Source organism: Rhizobium johnstonii 3841 (assembly GCF_000009265.1).
In the GTDB taxonomy this organism is placed as follows: Bacteria; Pseudomonadota; Alphaproteobacteria; order Rhizobiales; family Rhizobiaceae; genus Rhizobium; species Rhizobium acaciae.
In genome coordinates this window covers 3,302,366-3,317,348 of record NC_008380.1, presented here as the reverse complement: position 1 = coordinate 3,317,348, position 14,983 = coordinate 3,302,366, and the positions used below count along the sequence as shown (strand labels likewise).

General features: G+C 61.9%; 16 protein-coding genes, 2 pseudogenes and 1 riboswitch. Of the genes and pseudogenes, 10 read left to right on the top strand and 8 right to left on the bottom strand.

Going from position 1 to position 14,983, the window contains the following annotated elements:
- Positions 1-124: 124 nt before the first annotated feature.
- The gene (locus RL_RS16305) at positions 125-613 is read right to left on the bottom strand and encodes a RidA family protein (RefSeq protein WP_011652669.1); all 489 of its coding nucleotides are present in this window, start codon (positions 611-613) and stop codon (positions 125-127) included.
- Positions 607-1,331 (bottom strand): annotated as a pseudogene (locus RL_RS16300) (SDR family NAD(P)-dependent oxidoreductase). The gene RL_RS16305 and the pseudogene RL_RS16300 overlap by 7 nt, the downstream one beginning before the upstream one ends.
- Before the next feature lie 193 nt (positions 1,332-1,524).
- On the opposite strand from RL_RS16300, the gene RL_RS16295 reads away from it, so the two are divergent.
- Together RL_RS16295 and RL_RS16290 are read left to right on the top strand one after the other, a co-directional pair.
- Positions 1,525-2,427, top strand: coding sequence for a LysR family transcriptional regulator (locus tag RL_RS16295; RefSeq protein ID WP_011652666.1), 903 nt, complete (start codon positions 1,525-1,527; stop codon positions 2,425-2,427).
- Positions 2,428-2,540: 113 nt separating this feature from the next.
- Complete coding sequence (locus RL_RS16290) at positions 2,541-3,317, top strand: DUF1194 domain-containing protein (protein ID WP_011652665.1); 777 nt, start codon at positions 2,541-2,543, stop codon at positions 3,315-3,317.
- 123 nt (positions 3,318-3,440) lie between these two features.
- On the opposite strand, the gene ampC is transcribed toward RL_RS16290, so the two are convergent.
- Positions 3,441-4,598, bottom strand: coding sequence for a class C beta-lactamase (ampC, locus tag RL_RS16285; protein WP_011652664.1), 1,158 nt, complete (start codon positions 4,596-4,598; stop codon positions 3,441-3,443).
- Positions 4,599-4,721: 123 nt separating this feature from the next.
- On the opposite strand from ampC, the gene RL_RS16280 reads away from it, so the two are divergent.
- A complete protein-coding gene (locus tag RL_RS16280; protein ID WP_011652663.1) occupies positions 4,722-5,606 on the top strand; it encodes a LysR family transcriptional regulator in 885 nt (294 codons plus the stop codon).
- Between the two features lie 74 nt (positions 5,607-5,680).
- On the opposite strand, the gene RL_RS16275 is transcribed toward RL_RS16280, so the two are convergent.
- Entirely contained in the window at positions 5,681-6,049 is a 369-nt protein-coding gene (locus RL_RS16275; protein WP_011652662.1) for an antibiotic biosynthesis monooxygenase family protein, read from the bottom strand.
- Positions 6,050-6,147: 98 nt separating this feature from the next.
- Between RL_RS16275 and RL_RS16270 the strand changes: the two genes are divergently transcribed.
- Both RL_RS16270 and RL_RS16265 read left to right on the top strand, forming a co-directional pair.
- Positions 6,148-6,624 (top strand): MarR family winged helix-turn-helix transcriptional regulator, encoded by a 477-nt coding sequence (locus RL_RS16270; protein ID WP_011652661.1) that lies wholly within the window; start codon positions 6,148-6,150, stop codon positions 6,622-6,624.
- On the top strand, positions 6,605-7,138 hold the full coding sequence (locus RL_RS16265) for a cytochrome b (protein WP_011652660.1): 534 nt from the start codon (positions 6,605-6,607) through the stop codon (positions 7,136-7,138). Before RL_RS16270 ends, RL_RS16265 begins: the two co-directional genes overlap by 20 nt.
- 281 nt (positions 7,139-7,419) lie before the next feature.
- On the opposite strand, the gene RL_RS16255 is transcribed toward RL_RS16265, so the two are convergent.
- Together RL_RS16255 and RL_RS16250 are read right to left on the bottom strand one after the other, a co-directional pair.
- Complete coding sequence (locus tag RL_RS16255) at positions 7,420-8,109, bottom strand: VOC family protein (RefSeq protein ID WP_011652659.1); 690 nt, start codon at positions 8,107-8,109, stop codon at positions 7,420-7,422.
- Between the two features lie 227 nt (positions 8,110-8,336).
- Positions 8,337-8,771 carry a 6,7-dimethyl-8-ribityllumazine synthase gene (locus RL_RS16250; RefSeq protein WP_011652658.1) on the bottom strand — a complete coding sequence of 145 codons (435 nt, stop codon included), beginning with the start codon at positions 8,769-8,771 and terminating at the stop codon, positions 8,337-8,339.
- Positions 8,772-8,848: 77 nt separating this feature from the next.
- A riboswitch (FMN riboswitch) is annotated at positions 8,849-8,991 on the bottom strand.
- Positions 8,992-9,235: 244 nt separating this feature from the next.
- Here RL_RS16250 and RL_RS16245 point away from each other — a divergent pair.
- Positions 9,236-9,682 carry an SRPBCC family protein gene (locus RL_RS16245; RefSeq protein ID WP_011652657.1) on the top strand — a complete coding sequence of 149 codons (447 nt, stop codon included), beginning with the start codon at positions 9,236-9,238 and terminating at the stop codon, positions 9,680-9,682.
- Positions 9,683-9,867: 185 nt separating this feature from the next.
- Positions 9,868-10,176, top strand: a complete 309-nt coding sequence (locus tag RL_RS37620) for a GCG_CRPN prefix-to-repeats domain-containing protein (RefSeq protein ID WP_011652656.1) — start codon at positions 9,868-9,870, stop codon at positions 10,174-10,176.
- A 115-nt stretch (positions 10,177-10,291) separates the two neighbouring features.
- Here RL_RS37620 and RL_RS16240 read toward each other — a convergent pair whose 3' ends face one another.
- Positions 10,292-10,516, bottom strand: coding sequence for a hypothetical protein (locus tag RL_RS16240; protein ID WP_011652655.1), 225 nt, complete (start codon positions 10,514-10,516; stop codon positions 10,292-10,294).
- A 215-nt stretch (positions 10,517-10,731) separates the two neighbouring features.
- On the opposite strand from RL_RS16240, the pseudogene RL_RS16235 reads away from it, so the two are divergent.
- From RL_RS16235 to RL_RS16225, 3 genes and pseudogenes are all read left to right on the top strand, one after another.
- Positions 10,732-11,836, top strand: a pseudogene (locus tag RL_RS16235) (adenylate/guanylate cyclase domain-containing protein).
- 84 nt (positions 11,837-11,920) lie between these two features.
- A complete protein-coding gene (locus RL_RS16230) occupies positions 11,921-12,571 on the top strand; it encodes a winged helix-turn-helix domain-containing protein (protein ID WP_011652653.1) in 651 nt (216 codons plus the stop codon).
- Positions 12,568-13,842: an MFS transporter gene (locus tag RL_RS16225; protein WP_011652652.1), complete on the top strand. Its 1,275-nt coding sequence runs from the start codon at positions 12,568-12,570 to the stop codon at positions 13,840-13,842. Before RL_RS16230 ends, RL_RS16225 begins: the two co-directional genes overlap by 4 nt.
- Here RL_RS16225 and RL_RS16220 read toward each other — a convergent pair.
- On the bottom strand, positions 13,805-14,704 hold the full coding sequence (locus RL_RS16220; RefSeq protein ID WP_011652651.1) for a LysR family transcriptional regulator: 900 nt from the start codon (positions 14,702-14,704) through the stop codon (positions 13,805-13,807). The two genes, RL_RS16225 and RL_RS16220, sit on opposite strands and share 38 nt — an antisense overlap.
- Between the last annotated feature and the right edge of the window lie 279 nt (positions 14,705-14,983).

Genomic DNA, 14,983 nt, shown 5'->3' with positions numbered 1-14,983 from the left:
GGGGTGTTAATACCCGCATTTGCCTTTGGCTTGCAGCTCAAGGCGTTGGTCGCTGGCGAGTGCAAGAATGAAGAGGATAGCATAAGCCTGAGGGGTGCGGGCGCGCCGAGGCGCGCCCGTCGTTTTAATCCTCGACCTCAAGAACAATTTCAAGTTCGATCGGTACACCTAAAGGCAGGCTGGCGACGCCGAGCACGACGCGACCAGAAAGCTTTTGCTCGCCGAAGACCGCAAGCAGCATTTCGGATGCTCCGTCCGCAACCTTCGGATGGTCGCGGAAATCGCCTTCGGTCGCGATGTAGACGCCGAGCTTGACGACCCTGACGACGCTGTCCAGCGAGCCCAGATAGTCCCTGGCGGCCGCGAGCGCGCTCAACGTTGCGGTTTCGGCGGCCTTCCGGCCGTCTTCGGCCGTCAAGGTGCCGCCGACGCGGCCGATATAGCGGGGCTCATGGCCGACGACGGGCAACATCCCGCTGAAAAAGATCAGACTGCCGGTTCTCGTTGCTTCGACATAGGCCCCGAAGGGCGTCGGCGGCGGAGGAAGCCTGATGCCGAGTTCCTGCAGCCGCCGTTCCGCGCCGGCTGCCTCAGCTTTCGCATGGTCTACCATTTGCCCAGATGTGCGCCGCCGTCCACGTGCAGCACCTCCCCGGTTACGCGCGGAGCTTCGGTGAGGAAGACGACGGCATCGGCGATCTCCTCGACGTTGGAAATGCCTGCCATCGGCGATAGCGTGCTCAGGAAGTCCTTTGGATTGTCCTTGTGCAACGGCGTGTCCACGACACCGGGAGCGACGATATTGAAGCGAATTTTCTCGCTCGCATACTCCATCGCCAGGTTCTTGGAGATGGCGTTGATGCCGCCCTTTGTCATCATCGAGACTGAGGCGGAGAAGCCGGCGATCGGATGATCGGTCAATGGGGTGGTGATACTCACACGCTGCCGCCGGTTTTCTGCGCGAGCATCTGCCTGACGACCTGTTGGGTCAGGTGGATGAAGCCTTCGAGATTGGTCGAGGACAATTTCTCGAAGTCGGCCATCGTGAACTCGACGAACGGCTTGGCTAGAAAAATGCCGGCATTGTTGACGAGCGCGTCGATCGAGCCGAAGCGGTCGATTGCTGTCCTTGCCACCCGGGCTGCGGTTTCGGCATCGCCGATGTCGCCATCGACGAGCGCCAGCCTGTCCGAGGCTTGGAAAGCCTCCGAGGCGCTGACCTGGCGCGAGGTAGCGACGACATTGTAGCCGCGCTGGATGAAGGCGTTGACCAGGCCGGCTCCGATACCCTGGGAGGCGCCCGTGACGATGACTGTTTTTCTCGTAGTCATGCTGATCTCCATAATCTGGTTCGGGCAACGCGGGCCTTGCGGCTGCAAAGGCGGGGTCGCTCGAGATGGGGCTGCTGCGAATGCGCCTCCATCGGTTGTGATTGTTTTCGCAGGGTGAATATGGCGAAAACTCCATTACCCGATTAGATGGAAATATCTGGATTCTCTTTTGCATTCATGCAAAAATCAGTGCATGGCCGATTTGAACGACATCGCCGTTTTTGTGAAGGTGGCGCAGTATGGCAGCTTCAGCCGCGCTGCTCATTCCCTCGGCATGCCGGTATCGACCGTCAGCCGGAAGGTGACGTCGCTGGAAGAGCAACTCGGCGTGACGCTCATCCAGCGGACGACCCGCAAGCTGAGCCTGACCGCGCAGGGCCGGGCCTATTACGACAGGTGCAGCGAACCGCTCACCCATCTCCTCGACGCCGAGCAGGCACTCACCGAGACACAGAGAAAACCGGAAGGTCTGCTGAAGATCTCGGTGCCCGTCATCTTCGGGCAGGAGGTCTTCTACGAATTCATCTCATCCTTCCTGAAGACCTATCCCAATATCCAGATCGATCTCTTCGTCACCAACCTGTTTCTCGATCTGATCGCCGAGAATGTCGATCTCGGCATCCGCTTCGGCGAACTCAAGGATTCCTCCATCGTGGCGCAGCGGCTCGGCAAGAGCGTGCGCTATCTGGTCGCCGCACCGGACTATCTGAAGGGCAGGGTGCTTCCCACCAAACCCGAAGACCTGAAGGACCATCAGTGCGTGCTCTTGAACGGCCGCAACGGCGAGGCGGAATGGCATCTCGTGAGCGGTCGCAAATCGGTTCGCCTGCATGTGTCGGGGCCGGTATCCAGCCGGGATTTCGATGCGGTGAGCGCTTTCACCTATCGCGGACACGGCATCGGCCTGCTGCCTTCGACTTATTGCGACCAACAGATCAGAAGAGGCGAACTCGTCCACCTGCTGCCGGACTGGTCGTCCGAGGAAATTTTCGTGCACGCCGTCTATCCCACGCGCCGCTTCCTGCCCGCCCGATTGCAGGTCTTTGTCGAGGCGTTGAAAGCATGGAAGACCCCCTTGTGGCTTCCCTTGCATTGAAGGCTTCCAATTCCATCACCGAAAATTGAAGCCGTGCGCGTGGGCGAGCGTCCTCCCCCGGCCAAGCTGTGTTAGAGTTCGCGGGCTTGGATGGCGCAGGGATTGGATTGCCAATGCTGACGACTCTTGCGGTGCTTATGGGTCTTTCCGGCCTCGTCCCCATCGCGCAGGCGGGGGGAAGCGAGGTCGATGTGACCCTCGTGCTTGCCGTCGACACCTCGCGGTCGATGGACTTCGAGGAGATCGGCATCCAGCGCGAGGGTTATGTCGAAGCGCTCAAGCACAAGGAATTTATCGACGCGGTCAAGGGCGGGCTGACCGGCCGCATCGCCATCAGCTATTTCGAATGGGCAGGCTATGTCGTCCAGGATTCCGTCATCGACTGGCAGGTGATCGAGACCGAAGAGGATGCGATTGCTTTTGCCGATAAACTCGAAGCCCGGCCGATTGCCACGCAGCGGCGCACATCGATCTCCACCGCGATCGCCCAGGGCGCCAGCATGATCGTTTCCAGTCCCTTCCAGTCCAGGCGGCAGGTGATCGATGTCTCCGGCGATGGGCCGAACAATTCCGGCGATCCCGTCACCCCCGCCCGCGACAAGGCGGTGGAAGCCGGCATGATCATCAATGGCCTCGCCATCATGCTGCGGCCATCCGATGCGCCCAACGGGCTCGATAAATATTATGCAGATTGCGTGATCGGCGGTCCCGGCGCCTTCGTGCTGCCGGTCCGCAAAATCGAGGATTTCGCCGTGGCCGTGCGCCGCAAGCTGGTGCTGGAGATCAGCGGCGTTTCCCCGCCGGCGACGGTGCAGAAAACAGCCGGCGCCGAGGCGGGTGCCGACTGCCTGATCGGTGAGAAGCAATGGCGGGATATCTTCGACCGCTAATGCCAGAACAGGATGATTTTAGGCCGGGTCGGCCTAAAATCTCAATCCTGTTCTGAATTGCATAGTTAGAGCATGATGTCGTCCGAAAACCGCGCACACTTTTCGGCATCATGCTCTACCGGATCAGCGCGCCGAAATTATATCAGTCAGTATCTGGTAAGCGGCGGAGATGCGGTCCTCGTTGGGATAGTTTTTGTTGGCCAGAATGACGATACCAACTCGCTCTTTCGGGACGAACGCGACATATGCGCCGAAACCATTCGTTGAGCCGGTTTTATTGATCCAGACATCGTCGCGCGGTTTCATTACCGGCATCAGTTGCTTGACGGGAATTGTCTTGAGCATCGCGCTGGAATTGTTGTCCATCAGCGTCGTCAATGTCGCGGGATAGGAATACTGTTCCCAGATAAGGTCTTGGGTCATCGCGCCGACATCGAAGTATCCCGTGTGCGTATTCGTGATCGCCTGCTGGAGCTTATCGTCCAGTTCGACCAGTCCCATGTTCGCGTCGGTGAACCGGATCATGTCGCCTGCTGTGGATTTTACTCCATAGACCTCGGACGAAAGAGTAGCGGTTGTCATCCGAGCCGGCTCACCGCTTCGCTTATAGCCTTGGGCATAGTCGGCCATTTTCGATTTCGGTACATTGATATACGTGCTCGTCAACCCGAGAGAAGGAAACAATTGCTCTTCCATAAGAGCTGTGAAGTCGTTGCCCATGCTTTTTGCCGTTATATATCCGAGCGCGCCAATGCTTGGATTGGCGTATGTTCGGTGCGTTCCGGCGGCATATGATGGTTTCCAGCTTGCGAGATACTCCATCAGTTGCTTTTCGGTTTTGACGTCATCGGGAACTTGCAGCGGAAATCCGCCCGCCGTATGGGTGCCCAGATCCATCAGGACGACATCGCCGAAGGGCCTTCCCTTCATCGATGGAAGATATTTGCTTGCCTTGTCCGACAGCGAAAGTCGGCCGGTCACGTCTGCATAGGAGGTCAGGGTGACTGTAAAGGTTTTGCTGATCGATCCCAGTTCGAACATGGTCGCCGGGGTGACGGGCCTGCCCGTGTCCTTCGACTCGACGCCGTAGTTGAAGATGTGGTTCTGTCCGTCAGCGGTGATGGCAACGGCAATGCCCGGAATTCCGTATTTATCCATGATTGGTTTTATCGCGGCGTCCGAGCTGGCTTTCAGTTTCAGCTCGTCAGCCGCAAAGCTACTTGTGGAAATGCATGTCGAGACCAATGCGGCCGATAGAATTCCTATCCAATCACGCTTCATTTCTTCATCCTCTAAAAGCAGCTTCATCAGCGCAAAGGCGCATGAAGACGGCATTTAATGGCACTGTTTTGCGGCAGCAAACGATGATATCTCGGAGGAGATCCAAGAAAATCTAGGGCTAAGATGGTTCGGCAATTCCTCCCCTTGAATGGCTTGAGGGCCTTCGAAGCATCGGCAAGACATCTCAGCTTCACCCGGGCCGCGATCGAGCTTTGCGTTACCCAGGCCGCTGTAAGCCAGCAGGTCAAAAGCCTGGAGAAGCGATTGGGGGCAGCCCTTTTTCAGCGTCTCCCAAGAGGCTTGAAAATCACCGCTGAAGGCGAAGCTCTTTTGCCGACCTTGACCAATTCCTTCGATCAGATGGCGATCACGCTGGACCGGATCGAAGCCGGGCAGGTTCGGGAATTGCTGTTCCTGGGCGTGGTGGGGACGTTTGCCGTCGGCTGGTTGTTGCCAAGGCTTTCGGATTTTCAACAGCAGCACCCGTTCATCGATGTGCGCGTTTCGACAAACAATAATCGCGTCGATATGGCGGCCGAGGGACTGGACTTTGCCATTCGCTTCGGCAGCGGCTCCTGGCACGGCACAGAGGCGCTGCGTCTGTTCGAGGCTCCGCTCTCTCCTCTGTGCACACCCAAATTGGCGGAGCGTTTAAGGTCGCCTGCAGATCTGGTCGAGGCGACGCTTTTGCGGAGCTACAGGGCGGATGAGTGGAGCACCTGGTTTGCCGCAGCGAACGTTCCGCCGGCGGCACAGATAAACGCCGGTATCGTCTTCGACTCTTCCCTGGCGATGATGGAGGCGGCCCTGCAAGGACTGGGGATCGCTCTGGCACCGCCGTCGATGTTTTCCAGACATCTATCCTCGGGGGCTATCAGACAACCTTTTCCCACGACCATATCGTTGGGGAGCTATTGGCTGACCCGACTGCAATCGAGGCCGCCAACAGCGGCCATGCTAGCATTTTCCGATTGGATGACGTCGCAGATGTCTCCCGCATCGCAATGACAGCTTCCGGCGAGCCGGAGGCCGAGATCATCCCGACGCTCAAGGACTTCATGCCTCCACCGCCGCCGCTTTGTTTACGCCACACAGATGCCCGGCACGGCGACCTTCTGGAAGAGATGCGGTGAGGCGACCGCCGAGGACGGATAGGCCGAGAGCTTCGCCCGAAACTCCGGATGCGAGAATGCCGCCCGGAAATCGGCGGTCGATTCCCAGACGGCATAATTGAGATAAGCAGGACTTTCGCCGACGGCGCGATGCATCTGGGTCGAGATAAAGCCCGGCTGCCGTTTCATGAAGGCCGCATCGGCCTGCCAGGCATCAAGGAAGGCCTGCTCATCGGCCTTGTCGAGCGTGAAGAGGTTGATGAGGACGATCGCGGAGGCATCGATCGCGATTTGGCGATCGATCGGGAAGGCAGGGTCCATCGGGCGCATGAGCGACATGGTCGACTCCATCTGATTTGGTTACATGATGTCAATCTGGTGATACGGATACATATTCAATTTGACACTATGATGTCAATACAGCTATATGGTGACAAATGCACGAACCTCAACGGACCCCGGCCGGAACAGCTTTGACCGACCTCATTCTGGATCTCTTCCGGCTCAATAACCGGATGATCAACGCGGGAGACAAACTCGTCGACGGGCTCGGCCTGACGAGCGCCCGCTGGCATGTCCTCGGCACCGTCGTCACAGCAGGCCGGCCACAACCGGTCGCATGGCTGGCGCGCGACATGGGGGCCAACCGCCAGAACGTCCAGCGCATCGTCAACGATCTGGAGAAGGAAGGGCTTCTGGCGTTCCAGCCCAACCCGCACCACCGACGGGCACAGCTCGTCGTGCTGACGGACAGGGGAAAACAGGCATATGAAACCGCCATGCACCTGCAGGCCCCCTGGGTCGACATGCTCGCGGAAGGGCTTCAGGTCGAGGATCTCAAAATCACGCATGCCGTCATGAAGGCGCTGCGCAGCAAACTGGAAGGACATGGAGATGTTGAAGAGCAGGCCTGACCGCTATGGCGCAATAGCGGTCTCGATCCACTGGCTGAGTGCGGTTCTGATCCTGGCACTGCTCGGCTCCGGCTTCCGGGCCGCCAACGCCATGGACGCCGCGACCAAGGCAGGGCTGCTGCGTTTCCACATTCCGGTGGCGATCGTCGTCCTGCTTCTGACGGCTCTCCGCATTGTCTGGTGGTGGCGTTTCGATCGCAAGCCTGCGCCGGTGCAGGCATCGCCTCGCTGGCAGGAGCGGCTGGCGGGCTTTGTTCACGTCGCCTTCTACATTTTCATTCTCGGCATGGTCGCCAGCGGCATCGGAATGATGATCCTCAGCGGTGCTGCTCCCGCTGTCTTCGGGGCAGCCGGCGCCACGCTGCCTGATTTTACCGCCTATCCGCCGCGTGGCCCGCATGGGTTCGGCGCCTTCCTACTTGTTTGCCTGCTGGTCTTCCATGCCGGCGCCGCGCTCTATCACCAGTTCGTCCGCGGCGATCACCTGCTGCGGCGGATGTGGTATGGCGGCTGAGATCTCGCCGCCATCGATGTCTAGTGGCTCGATGTCTAATGTTTGGCTTCTCGAAGATCTGTCGGGCGGACACGTTCGAGCCTGACTCAGGAGACGCAGATCGCCAAGCCGGCAAGGAGCTTGCCAGTGCCACGCCCAATTCGACGATCAACGGTCACCGGGACTGGCTCGATGGTATGGTGACCGCTGTGTGCCAAGAAGGCGCGATGAAGCGCCGCGCCGTTGCCCGCCGAGACGCTTCTCAAATGATGTCACCGTCTGCGTGACGTCGCCGCCCCTGCCTATAAGGGCAGTTGCTTGCCGGCCTGTTCGCTGACCATGTATTCGGCGTACCAGTCCGGCCAGTTCTCGTCGTGTTTGCCGCCGTTTCGCTTCTCGTGTTCGCCGTGCGCGGTCGCCGCACGGCGCATGGCTGACGCGAGATCGGTCGACGTCGTGAATGTCGTCCCGTCGGCGTCGATGCGTCCCGGCAGGCGCGCGGTGACTTCCTGGAACAGCCAGCCGTTGCCATCGGGATCCTTGAAGGAGGCAAAGGAGCGATAGCTGCGGTGATCGGGATCGCGGCCGGCAATGCGGAGCCGCCCGAACAGGTATGGTTCGTCCTTGCCGGCATAGACGCCGGCCGCGTCATGGAAGACTTCGCTGACCTCGGCGCCGCGGGCGATGAGATCGCGGCGGGCGGCCTCGATGTCGGAGACGATAAGATAGAGCCCCTGGGCGGAGCCGGGGGCTGCGGCGGTGACGTTCTTGCCGAAGATGATCGCGCAGCCGGAGCCGGGCGGGGTAAACTGGATCACACGGAAATCGGCATCATTGGCAAAGTCGGCGTCGAGCCGCCAGCCCAGGCCGTCGTAAAAACGTTTGGCGCGGTCGACGTCGGAAACGGGGATGACGACGACCTCGAGCTTGGTGTCGACGGGCTGTGTTCTCGGGGTCTCAATGGGGGTTTCACTGCGCATGGCATTGCTCATCTTCAGCTCCTTGGGGTTTTGGATGCGTTAAGAATGGCGATACATGTCACCAGCCAGTGGACCACAGCGCGGTGAGGCCGTCGAATCAATTATTCTGTCTGATTTGGCCGGTGTCGGCGGATTCCGCTGCGACGCAAGGCGCTTCGCTCTCGATCCGCGCGGGTTGGTGAGGTCATGTCGATTCGATGAGGTGGCGAGGTCGGTTCCCCGCCACCTGCGGGAAGTTCCTACGCAGCGAAAGCGGCGCGGGTTTTGCCGATCGTCAGAGCGGCCTTTGCTGCTTCACGGCCTTTCTCGACGAAATGTGCGCGGTAGATCTGCTTATGGTGCTCGGTTTCCTGATACTGATGCGGCGTCAGCGAAACCGACAGCACCGGCACACCGGTATCCATGCCGGCGCGCATCAGCCCATCGACAACGGCCTGGGCGACGAATTCATGGCGGTAGATTCCGCCGTCGACGACGAAGGCGGCGGCAACGACAGCGGCATAGCGTCCGGTTGCCGCAAGATCGCGCGACAGCAACGGCATCTCGAATGCGCCGGGAACATCGAACACATCGATCTGCTCGGGCGGAATAAGCTGATGGAAGCCATCAAGGGCGCGGTCGACGATGTCGGCGTGCCAGCTGGCTTTGACGAAGGCATAGCGGGTGGGTGTCACAGTAATCTCCTTTGGCGAACAGACACATCACCCAAGGCGATCACGAACATCCCCGACAGCCGCAGGGCGGCAGGAACGCACGTTCTCTTTCATCCGGACTATGACCGTCGGCTCAGGCATCTCACCTGATCTGCTGACCCTTCCGAAGAAGGCGCTCGCGGGCTCGCAATCGAAATTGCATACCGCCGGTAGGGACTTGCACCCCGCCCTGAGAACGGCGCGAACAATAGGGGGAAGGTGACAGGCTGGCAATAGCTCGAATGTTTCACGGCCAATGCAGCATCAGGACTCCCTACGCGGCGATTTCGCTTGTTGGTCGATCGCGACGGGCAGGCCCTCTTGCGGAGGATGGGCTTGCGCCTACATGCTGTGCGTGAGGACATTCACGTCAGAATAGCACGGCAGGACAGGATGCGCCGTCTCTATCCGCGGCGGGCAGGGCCGTGGCAACATGGGAGAGAGAGATGGAAGACCCCTTCGTCGTCCGCCGCGAGGCGCATATCGCGGCGCCGCCGGCCGCGGTGTTCGCATTGATGACCGACCCGGAAAAGATCCTGCGCTGGATGGGAACGGAGGCGCAGGTCGAGCCGCAGCCCGGCGGGCTGTATCTCGTCAACGTTACCGGCGCCCGCTTTGCGCGCGGCTCGTTTCGTGAGGTGGTGCCGGTTCATCGCCTTGCCTACAGCTTTGGCTGGGACGGCAGCGAGGTGGTGCCGCCGGGGTCGAGCCTGGTCGAGATCGATCTGATCGAACAGGGAGGCGGAACGCTGCTGCGGCTCACCCATAGCGGCCTGCCGAGCGCCGAGCAATGCGCCGGCCATGCGGAGGGCTGGGCGCATTACCTCGGGCGGCTGACCGAGGTCGCCGCCGGGGGTGATCCGGGTCCCGACCCTTTTTACGGCAGGACATGAACAAATTTTGCGGGCGGCGGGGCATCTCTGAAGCGCTTGCCGTTGCGACAACAGCGGTCGGCGAGCGCTCGGACCGGCCGTGCGGAAGCGCCTCTTTTTCTCCCGCAAACATGAACGCGCAGTTCATCTCCAGTTCAATTTGGCGGTCATAAGGTGCGGACGGCTGGATTGAAATGGAGTTCTCGATGAAGGCACTTTCTATCGCGGCTGCCTTGCTCGCTGGCAGCCTCTCGTTCGGCACAGCGCAGGCGATGCCGATGGGGACAATCAATGTCCAGAGCAATATCACAACGGTCGATTATGCGTGCGGTCGCGGCTGGCATCTGACGCGCTGGGGTGAATGCCGACGAAACTGGAGACGCCCGCCGCCGGTAGCTTTTTACGGTGGCCCGCCCCGCTGGGGCTGGGAGCGGCGTCACCGGGATTGGGATGGTCCGCGCTGGCGCCATGAGCGGCGTTGGGATCGCGACCGGCGTTGGCGGGATGATGACTAAAGGTCTCGCTTAGATGGAGATGGACGAAGGCCGGAGCGATTTTCGCCCGGCCTTTTCTAATGAGATAGGTTCGCCGACGCTGACAGCCAGCGTTCTCCCGATTTGCCCGATACGGTCAGATCCTGCTGACGAGCCAGTGCTTGTCGTCGATCAATTCCTCGAGCTCGACGGGATCCTTGACGCCGAATTCGAACCATTCGACGAGTTCTTTCGCCTTGCGGCTGCTCTCCTCCGCCGTCAGCTCGACCTGATATCTTTCGCACCATCGCCGAAGGATCGACGTCAGCAGCGTCATGTCATTCCCATCCAGCGGATCTTTCGGCCAGAATATCGTGCCCATCGCACCCCTCAATCACACGATGACGAACGGCCGTATAATGGAACCAAAGGCGCGCAAGTTTAAAGTGTTTATTTTTTGTTTTCCACCGCGTCGGATGGTTTTCGACAGGCGATGCGGGCGGCCTTTGCGGGCGACAGGCTGAGTCGCTGGAAACGTCCCTACGATCACCCGGGGATGTCCTTGCGGACGTCCACGTGGGCGTGCGATGTTAAGCCATGGATCTGCCATCTCCCCTTGCCTGGCTGGTTGATGAGGCCGGTGCCTCGCCCAGTCCCGAATGGTTTCTGGCCGAACTCGGGCGCCGGCTGCTGGCCGATGGCTTGCCGCTTTTGGGCGGCACGCTGACGCTTTCGGTGCCGCATCCGATCATTGCTAGGCGCACCTGGCTGTGGCGGGCCGAGACCGGTGCTGTCATCGAGGCTTTGGCCTTTGCCGCGGCTCCGCAGAGCGAGGCCGGGCGCGACTGGCTGACCGCACTCGGGCCGATATGGGAGGAGCGAATCGGGCTTTCGCAGGATAGTCCCATGCTCGGCTGGGCGGGTATCGACAATGGGGCAGGGCGCGGCGCATTCGCTCCGGCCGAAGCCGACCGGCTGCGCGAGGTGGCGCGTTTTTGCCGCCGCACCGCTCGCAGCGCTCGCGGCGCGGGAGGCGCGGGCAGCCCTGCTCGAAGCCTATCTCGGCCGGCGTAGTGCCGCCCGGGTGCAGGCCGGCGAGCTTGCTCGCGGCACCGGCGAGACCATACGTGCCGCTCTTCTCTGCGCCGATCTGCGCGATTTCACGGCGCTTTCGGAGGTGACGGAGCCGCACGCGATGATCGCGACGCTCGACGCATGGTTCGACCGCGTCGCAGGCGCCGTGCATGCCTTCGGCGGCGAGGTGCTGAAATTCATCGGCGACGGCGTGCTGGCGATCTTTCCGGTCACTGCTACGTCAGGCGAGGGCGACGCAGCCCGAGGGGATCGCGAGGCTTGCGAGGCCGCACTTCGGGCGGTTGCTGCCAGCCGTGCCGGCATGGTCCATCTCGACCAGATACGCCAGGCGCAGGGACTGGCGCCGCTGCCCTTCGGCGCGGCGCTGCATTTCGGCGAGATCCTGTGGGGCAATATCGGCGCAGCCGATCGGCTGGACTTTACCGCCATCGGCCCCGCCGTCAATCTCGTCAGCCGGCTGGAAGGGCTCTGTAAGCCGCTCGGCCGAAGTGTGCTGATCTCGGGTGCAGTGGCAGCGAATACGGCAACGGCGCTGATGCCGCTCGGAGAGCACAGTTTGCGCGGCATCGCCCAGCCTTGCGCGGTCTTCACCCTGCCGGAGGATTGAGCCGCAAGGCGGGGTGCTGCGAGCGGCTTGCGTTTATGCAAAGAAAGCTTTGCAAAGATATCTTTGCAATAGTAGGCTTCTGGCATGAAAAATCCGCGCCCGCAGCCTGCTCAATCCGTCACCGCGCCGCGCACCCTCAGCCGCGTCGTGCCCGGCCCGACCGCGCTGAAGGCCCTGACGCATCCTGTCCGGCTGCGCATGCTCGGCATGCTCAGGATCGATGGACCTGCCACGGCGACGCAGCTTGCCGCGCGGCTCGGCCTGAACAGCGGCGCGACGAGCTATCACCTGCGCCAGCTTGCCCAGTACGGCTTCATCGAGGAGGCGCCGCATGCCTCGCGGCGCGACCGCTGGTGGCGCGCCAGCCATGAGCTGACCTCGGTGCCGGCAAGCGAGGCCGAGGGTGAAGCGCTTGATCTCGACCTCGCCTTCAACCAGGCGATACTCTCCCTGCAGGTCGGCCAGATGCAGCAGGCGCTGGAGGAATATGCCGAGCTGCCGGCTGAATGGCGCAAGGCGACGGCTGCCGACGACATCATAATCCCCATGACGGCGGCACAGGCCGAGGTCCTGACGAAACGGCTGAGCGACATCATCCTGGAGGCGATGCGGGCGGCCCCGCCGCTCGGGGAGGCGGCGTCGCAGGAATCCGGCATGGTTCCCTTCTATGTCATGTTGCACGCCTTTCCCTATCCGGGCCGCGTTCCGCATCGCGAAGGGGAGGATAAGCCGTGAGACGGGGCGGGCCGTTCCTGGCGCTCGCGGCTGCCGAGACATTCTCGCTCTCCGGCACGCGGCTTTCGACCATCGCCATTCCCTGGCTGGTGCTGAGCACGACTGGCAGCCCGGTGCTGACAGGCCTGACGGCAATGATGGAGATGCTGCCCTATGTCATCGCCAAGGCGCTCGGCGGACCGCTGATCGACCGCGCCGGCGCCAAGAGCATCGCCATCATCTGCGACACGGCTTCGGTGCTCGTGGTCGCTCTGGTGCCGCTTCTTGATCTCTTCGGCATGCTTGGCATGCAGGTGCTGCTGCCGCTCGTCTTTGCCATGGGCGTGCTGCGCGGCCCCTCCGATGCGGCCAAGCAGGCGATGGTTCCCGATATCGCCACACTCGCCAATGTACCGCTCGAACGAGTGACCGGCGTTGCGAGCGCCATCGAGCGGCTGGCCTCGACGGCGGGTGCGGCCGGCGCCGGCGCTTTGATCGGGCTGATCGGCCCGGGCCAGGCGCTGCTCGTCAATGCCGCCACCTTCGCCGCCGCCGCGCTGATCGTTGCCGCGGGCATACCCGGGACGCGGCGCGCGCCTGCGCCCGAAACTCGACCGGTCGAACGGGCGTCCTATCTCGAGGATCTGCGCGAAGGCTGGCGCTTTCTGCGCGGCGATGCCGTGCTCGTCAGCATCGTCGCCATGGTGGCGGTCACCAATCTCTTCGACCAGGCCTATCATGCCGTGCTGCTGCCGGTCTGGACACGGGATGCCGGCCATGGCCCGGAGCTGCTCGGTGCGATGTTCGCCGCCTTCGCCGGCGCCTCGATCGCAGGCGCGGCGATTGCCGCGGCAATCGGCGAGCGCATGCCGCGACTGATGGTCTATACGGTGGCCTTCCTCCTGACCGGCTTTCCGCGCTTTCTCGTTCCGGCGCTGGACGCGCCTATCGGTCTCGTCTTTGCGACGCTCGCCATCGCAGGATTCGCGTCGGGCTTCCTCAACCCGATCCTGTCGGCTGTCATCTTCGAGCGCATCCCCAAGCCGCTGACTGGCCGCGTCACCGCATTGAACACCGCCCTCTGCTTCGCCCTCATCCCCTTCGGCGGCCTCGCCGGCGGCGCGCTGATCAGCGCGCTCGGCCTTGCCGCGGCGCTGTTCCTGATGGGGATTGCCTATCTTGCGGCAACGCTTGCGCCGCTGGCGCTGAAGAGCTTTCGCGGGTTTGACAGGGCCTCGCCTGAAGCGTCCAGCTCTAGCCGCGGCCAAGCTCTTCAACTATCAGATCGATGAAGCGTCGGACACGTGGTTCCAGCACGCGCTTGTCGGGATAGAGCGTAACGATCTTGGCGTTGTCGGTTTCGAGGTCGGCCAGGATCTGCCGGAGGCGCCCGGCGGCGAGATCGTCGGCGACGAGAAAATCGGGAAGGAGGGCAATCCCCAGTCCCGCCAGGGCGGCGTCGCGGATTGCCTCTGCGCTGTCGAGCCTCAGGCGGCTGCGGCCCTGCGCCTTGATCCAGGAACCGCCTTCCCCGCGAAAGCGCCAGCCCTGCCTTTGATTGCGGCTGGCGAAGATCAGGCAGTCATGGACCGCGAGATCGTCGATATCGCGCGGCTCGCCGCGCTCGGCAAAGTAGGACGGCGAGGCGCAGAGGCGCGTCTTATAGGTGGCGATCACGCGTGAGACCAGGCGGTTGTCCGTCGCCGTCGCGCCGACCCGGATCGCCAGATCGAAGCCTTCCTCGACGATGTCGGCCGGGCGATCGGTGAAGCTCACTTCGACCTGGATGTCGGGCCAGGCCTGAAGATATTTTTCAAGCAAAGGCAACACGACGAGCCGCCCGAAAGCATCGGGAACGGCAAGCCGGAGAACACCTCGCGGCGTGCTGTTCTGTCCCACCACGCTCGCTTCCGCCTCGTCGACCGATACAAGGATCTGCAGCCCGCGCTCGTAGAACATCCGGCCTTCGTCGGTCAGGCTCAGCGTCCTCGTCGTGCGGTTGAGCAGGCGCGCGCCGAGCCGGTCTTCCAGGCGGATGACGGCCTTGCCTGCCGCCGAACGGGACAGGCCTATGGCCTGGCCGCCGGCGATAAAGCTTCCGGCATCGACGACGGCCATGAAGATCAGAATATCGTTCAGGTTCGTACGCGGCATCAGGCAACTCGAGCGGTTCGGCTACAGCCATAAGTCGGTCAGTCATGGGATCGATTCAAGGTTCCGACCATCAACGTCCAACACGGCAGTAAGGTCCGACCGCTTCACTCCTGCGTCGACATCCCTTCGTCAAACAACCTGCTATAGCAGCCGTCGCACCGGATCGCCGGTCAACAAGGGTGGCCGGGGGCACGACAAACAGGAAGGAAACGAACATGGCCGCCAATGCCGGCTGACGCGCGGCCGGGATCGACGTCAGACGATCGGGGTTCTGTCGAA

Coding starts and splice junctions, on each gene's coding strand:
- RL_RS16305 (WP_011652669.1), bottom strand. CDS start 613: ATGGTAGACCATGCGAAAGCTGAGGCAGCCGGCGCGGAACGGCGGCTG.
- RL_RS16295 (WP_011652666.1), top strand. CDS start 1,525: ATGGCCGATTTGAACGACATCGCCGTTTTTGTGAAGGTGGCGCAGTAT.
- RL_RS16290 (WP_011652665.1), top strand. CDS start 2,541: ATGCTGACGACTCTTGCGGTGCTTATGGGTCTTTCCGGCCTCGTCCCC.
- ampC (WP_011652664.1), bottom strand. CDS start 4,598: ATGAAGCGTGATTGGATAGGAATTCTATCGGCCGCATTGGTCTCGACA.
- RL_RS16280 (WP_011652663.1), top strand. CDS start 4,722: ATGGTTCGGCAATTCCTCCCCTTGAATGGCTTGAGGGCCTTCGAAGCA.
- RL_RS16275 (WP_011652662.1), bottom strand. CDS start 6,049: ATGTCGCTCATGCGCCCGATGGACCCTGCCTTCCCGATCGATCGCCAA.
- RL_RS16270 (WP_011652661.1), top strand. CDS start 6,148: ATGCACGAACCTCAACGGACCCCGGCCGGAACAGCTTTGACCGACCTC.
- RL_RS16265 (WP_011652660.1), top strand. CDS start 6,605: ATGTTGAAGAGCAGGCCTGACCGCTATGGCGCAATAGCGGTCTCGATC.
- RL_RS16255 (WP_011652659.1), bottom strand. CDS start 8,109: ATGAGCAATGCCATGCGCAGTGAAACCCCCATTGAGACCCCGAGAACA.
- RL_RS16245 (WP_011652657.1), top strand. CDS start 9,236: ATGGAAGACCCCTTCGTCGTCCGCCGCGAGGCGCATATCGCGGCGCCG.
- RL_RS37620 (WP_011652656.1), top strand. CDS start 9,868: ATGAAGGCACTTTCTATCGCGGCTGCCTTGCTCGCTGGCAGCCTCTCG.
- RL_RS16240 (WP_011652655.1), bottom strand. CDS start 10,516: ATGGGCACGATATTCTGGCCGAAAGATCCGCTGGATGGGAATGACATG.
- RL_RS16230 (WP_011652653.1), top strand. CDS start 11,921: ATGAAAAATCCGCGCCCGCAGCCTGCTCAATCCGTCACCGCGCCGCGC.
- RL_RS16220 (WP_011652651.1), bottom strand. CDS start 14,704: ATGCCGCGTACGAACCTGAACGATATTCTGATCTTCATGGCCGTCGTC.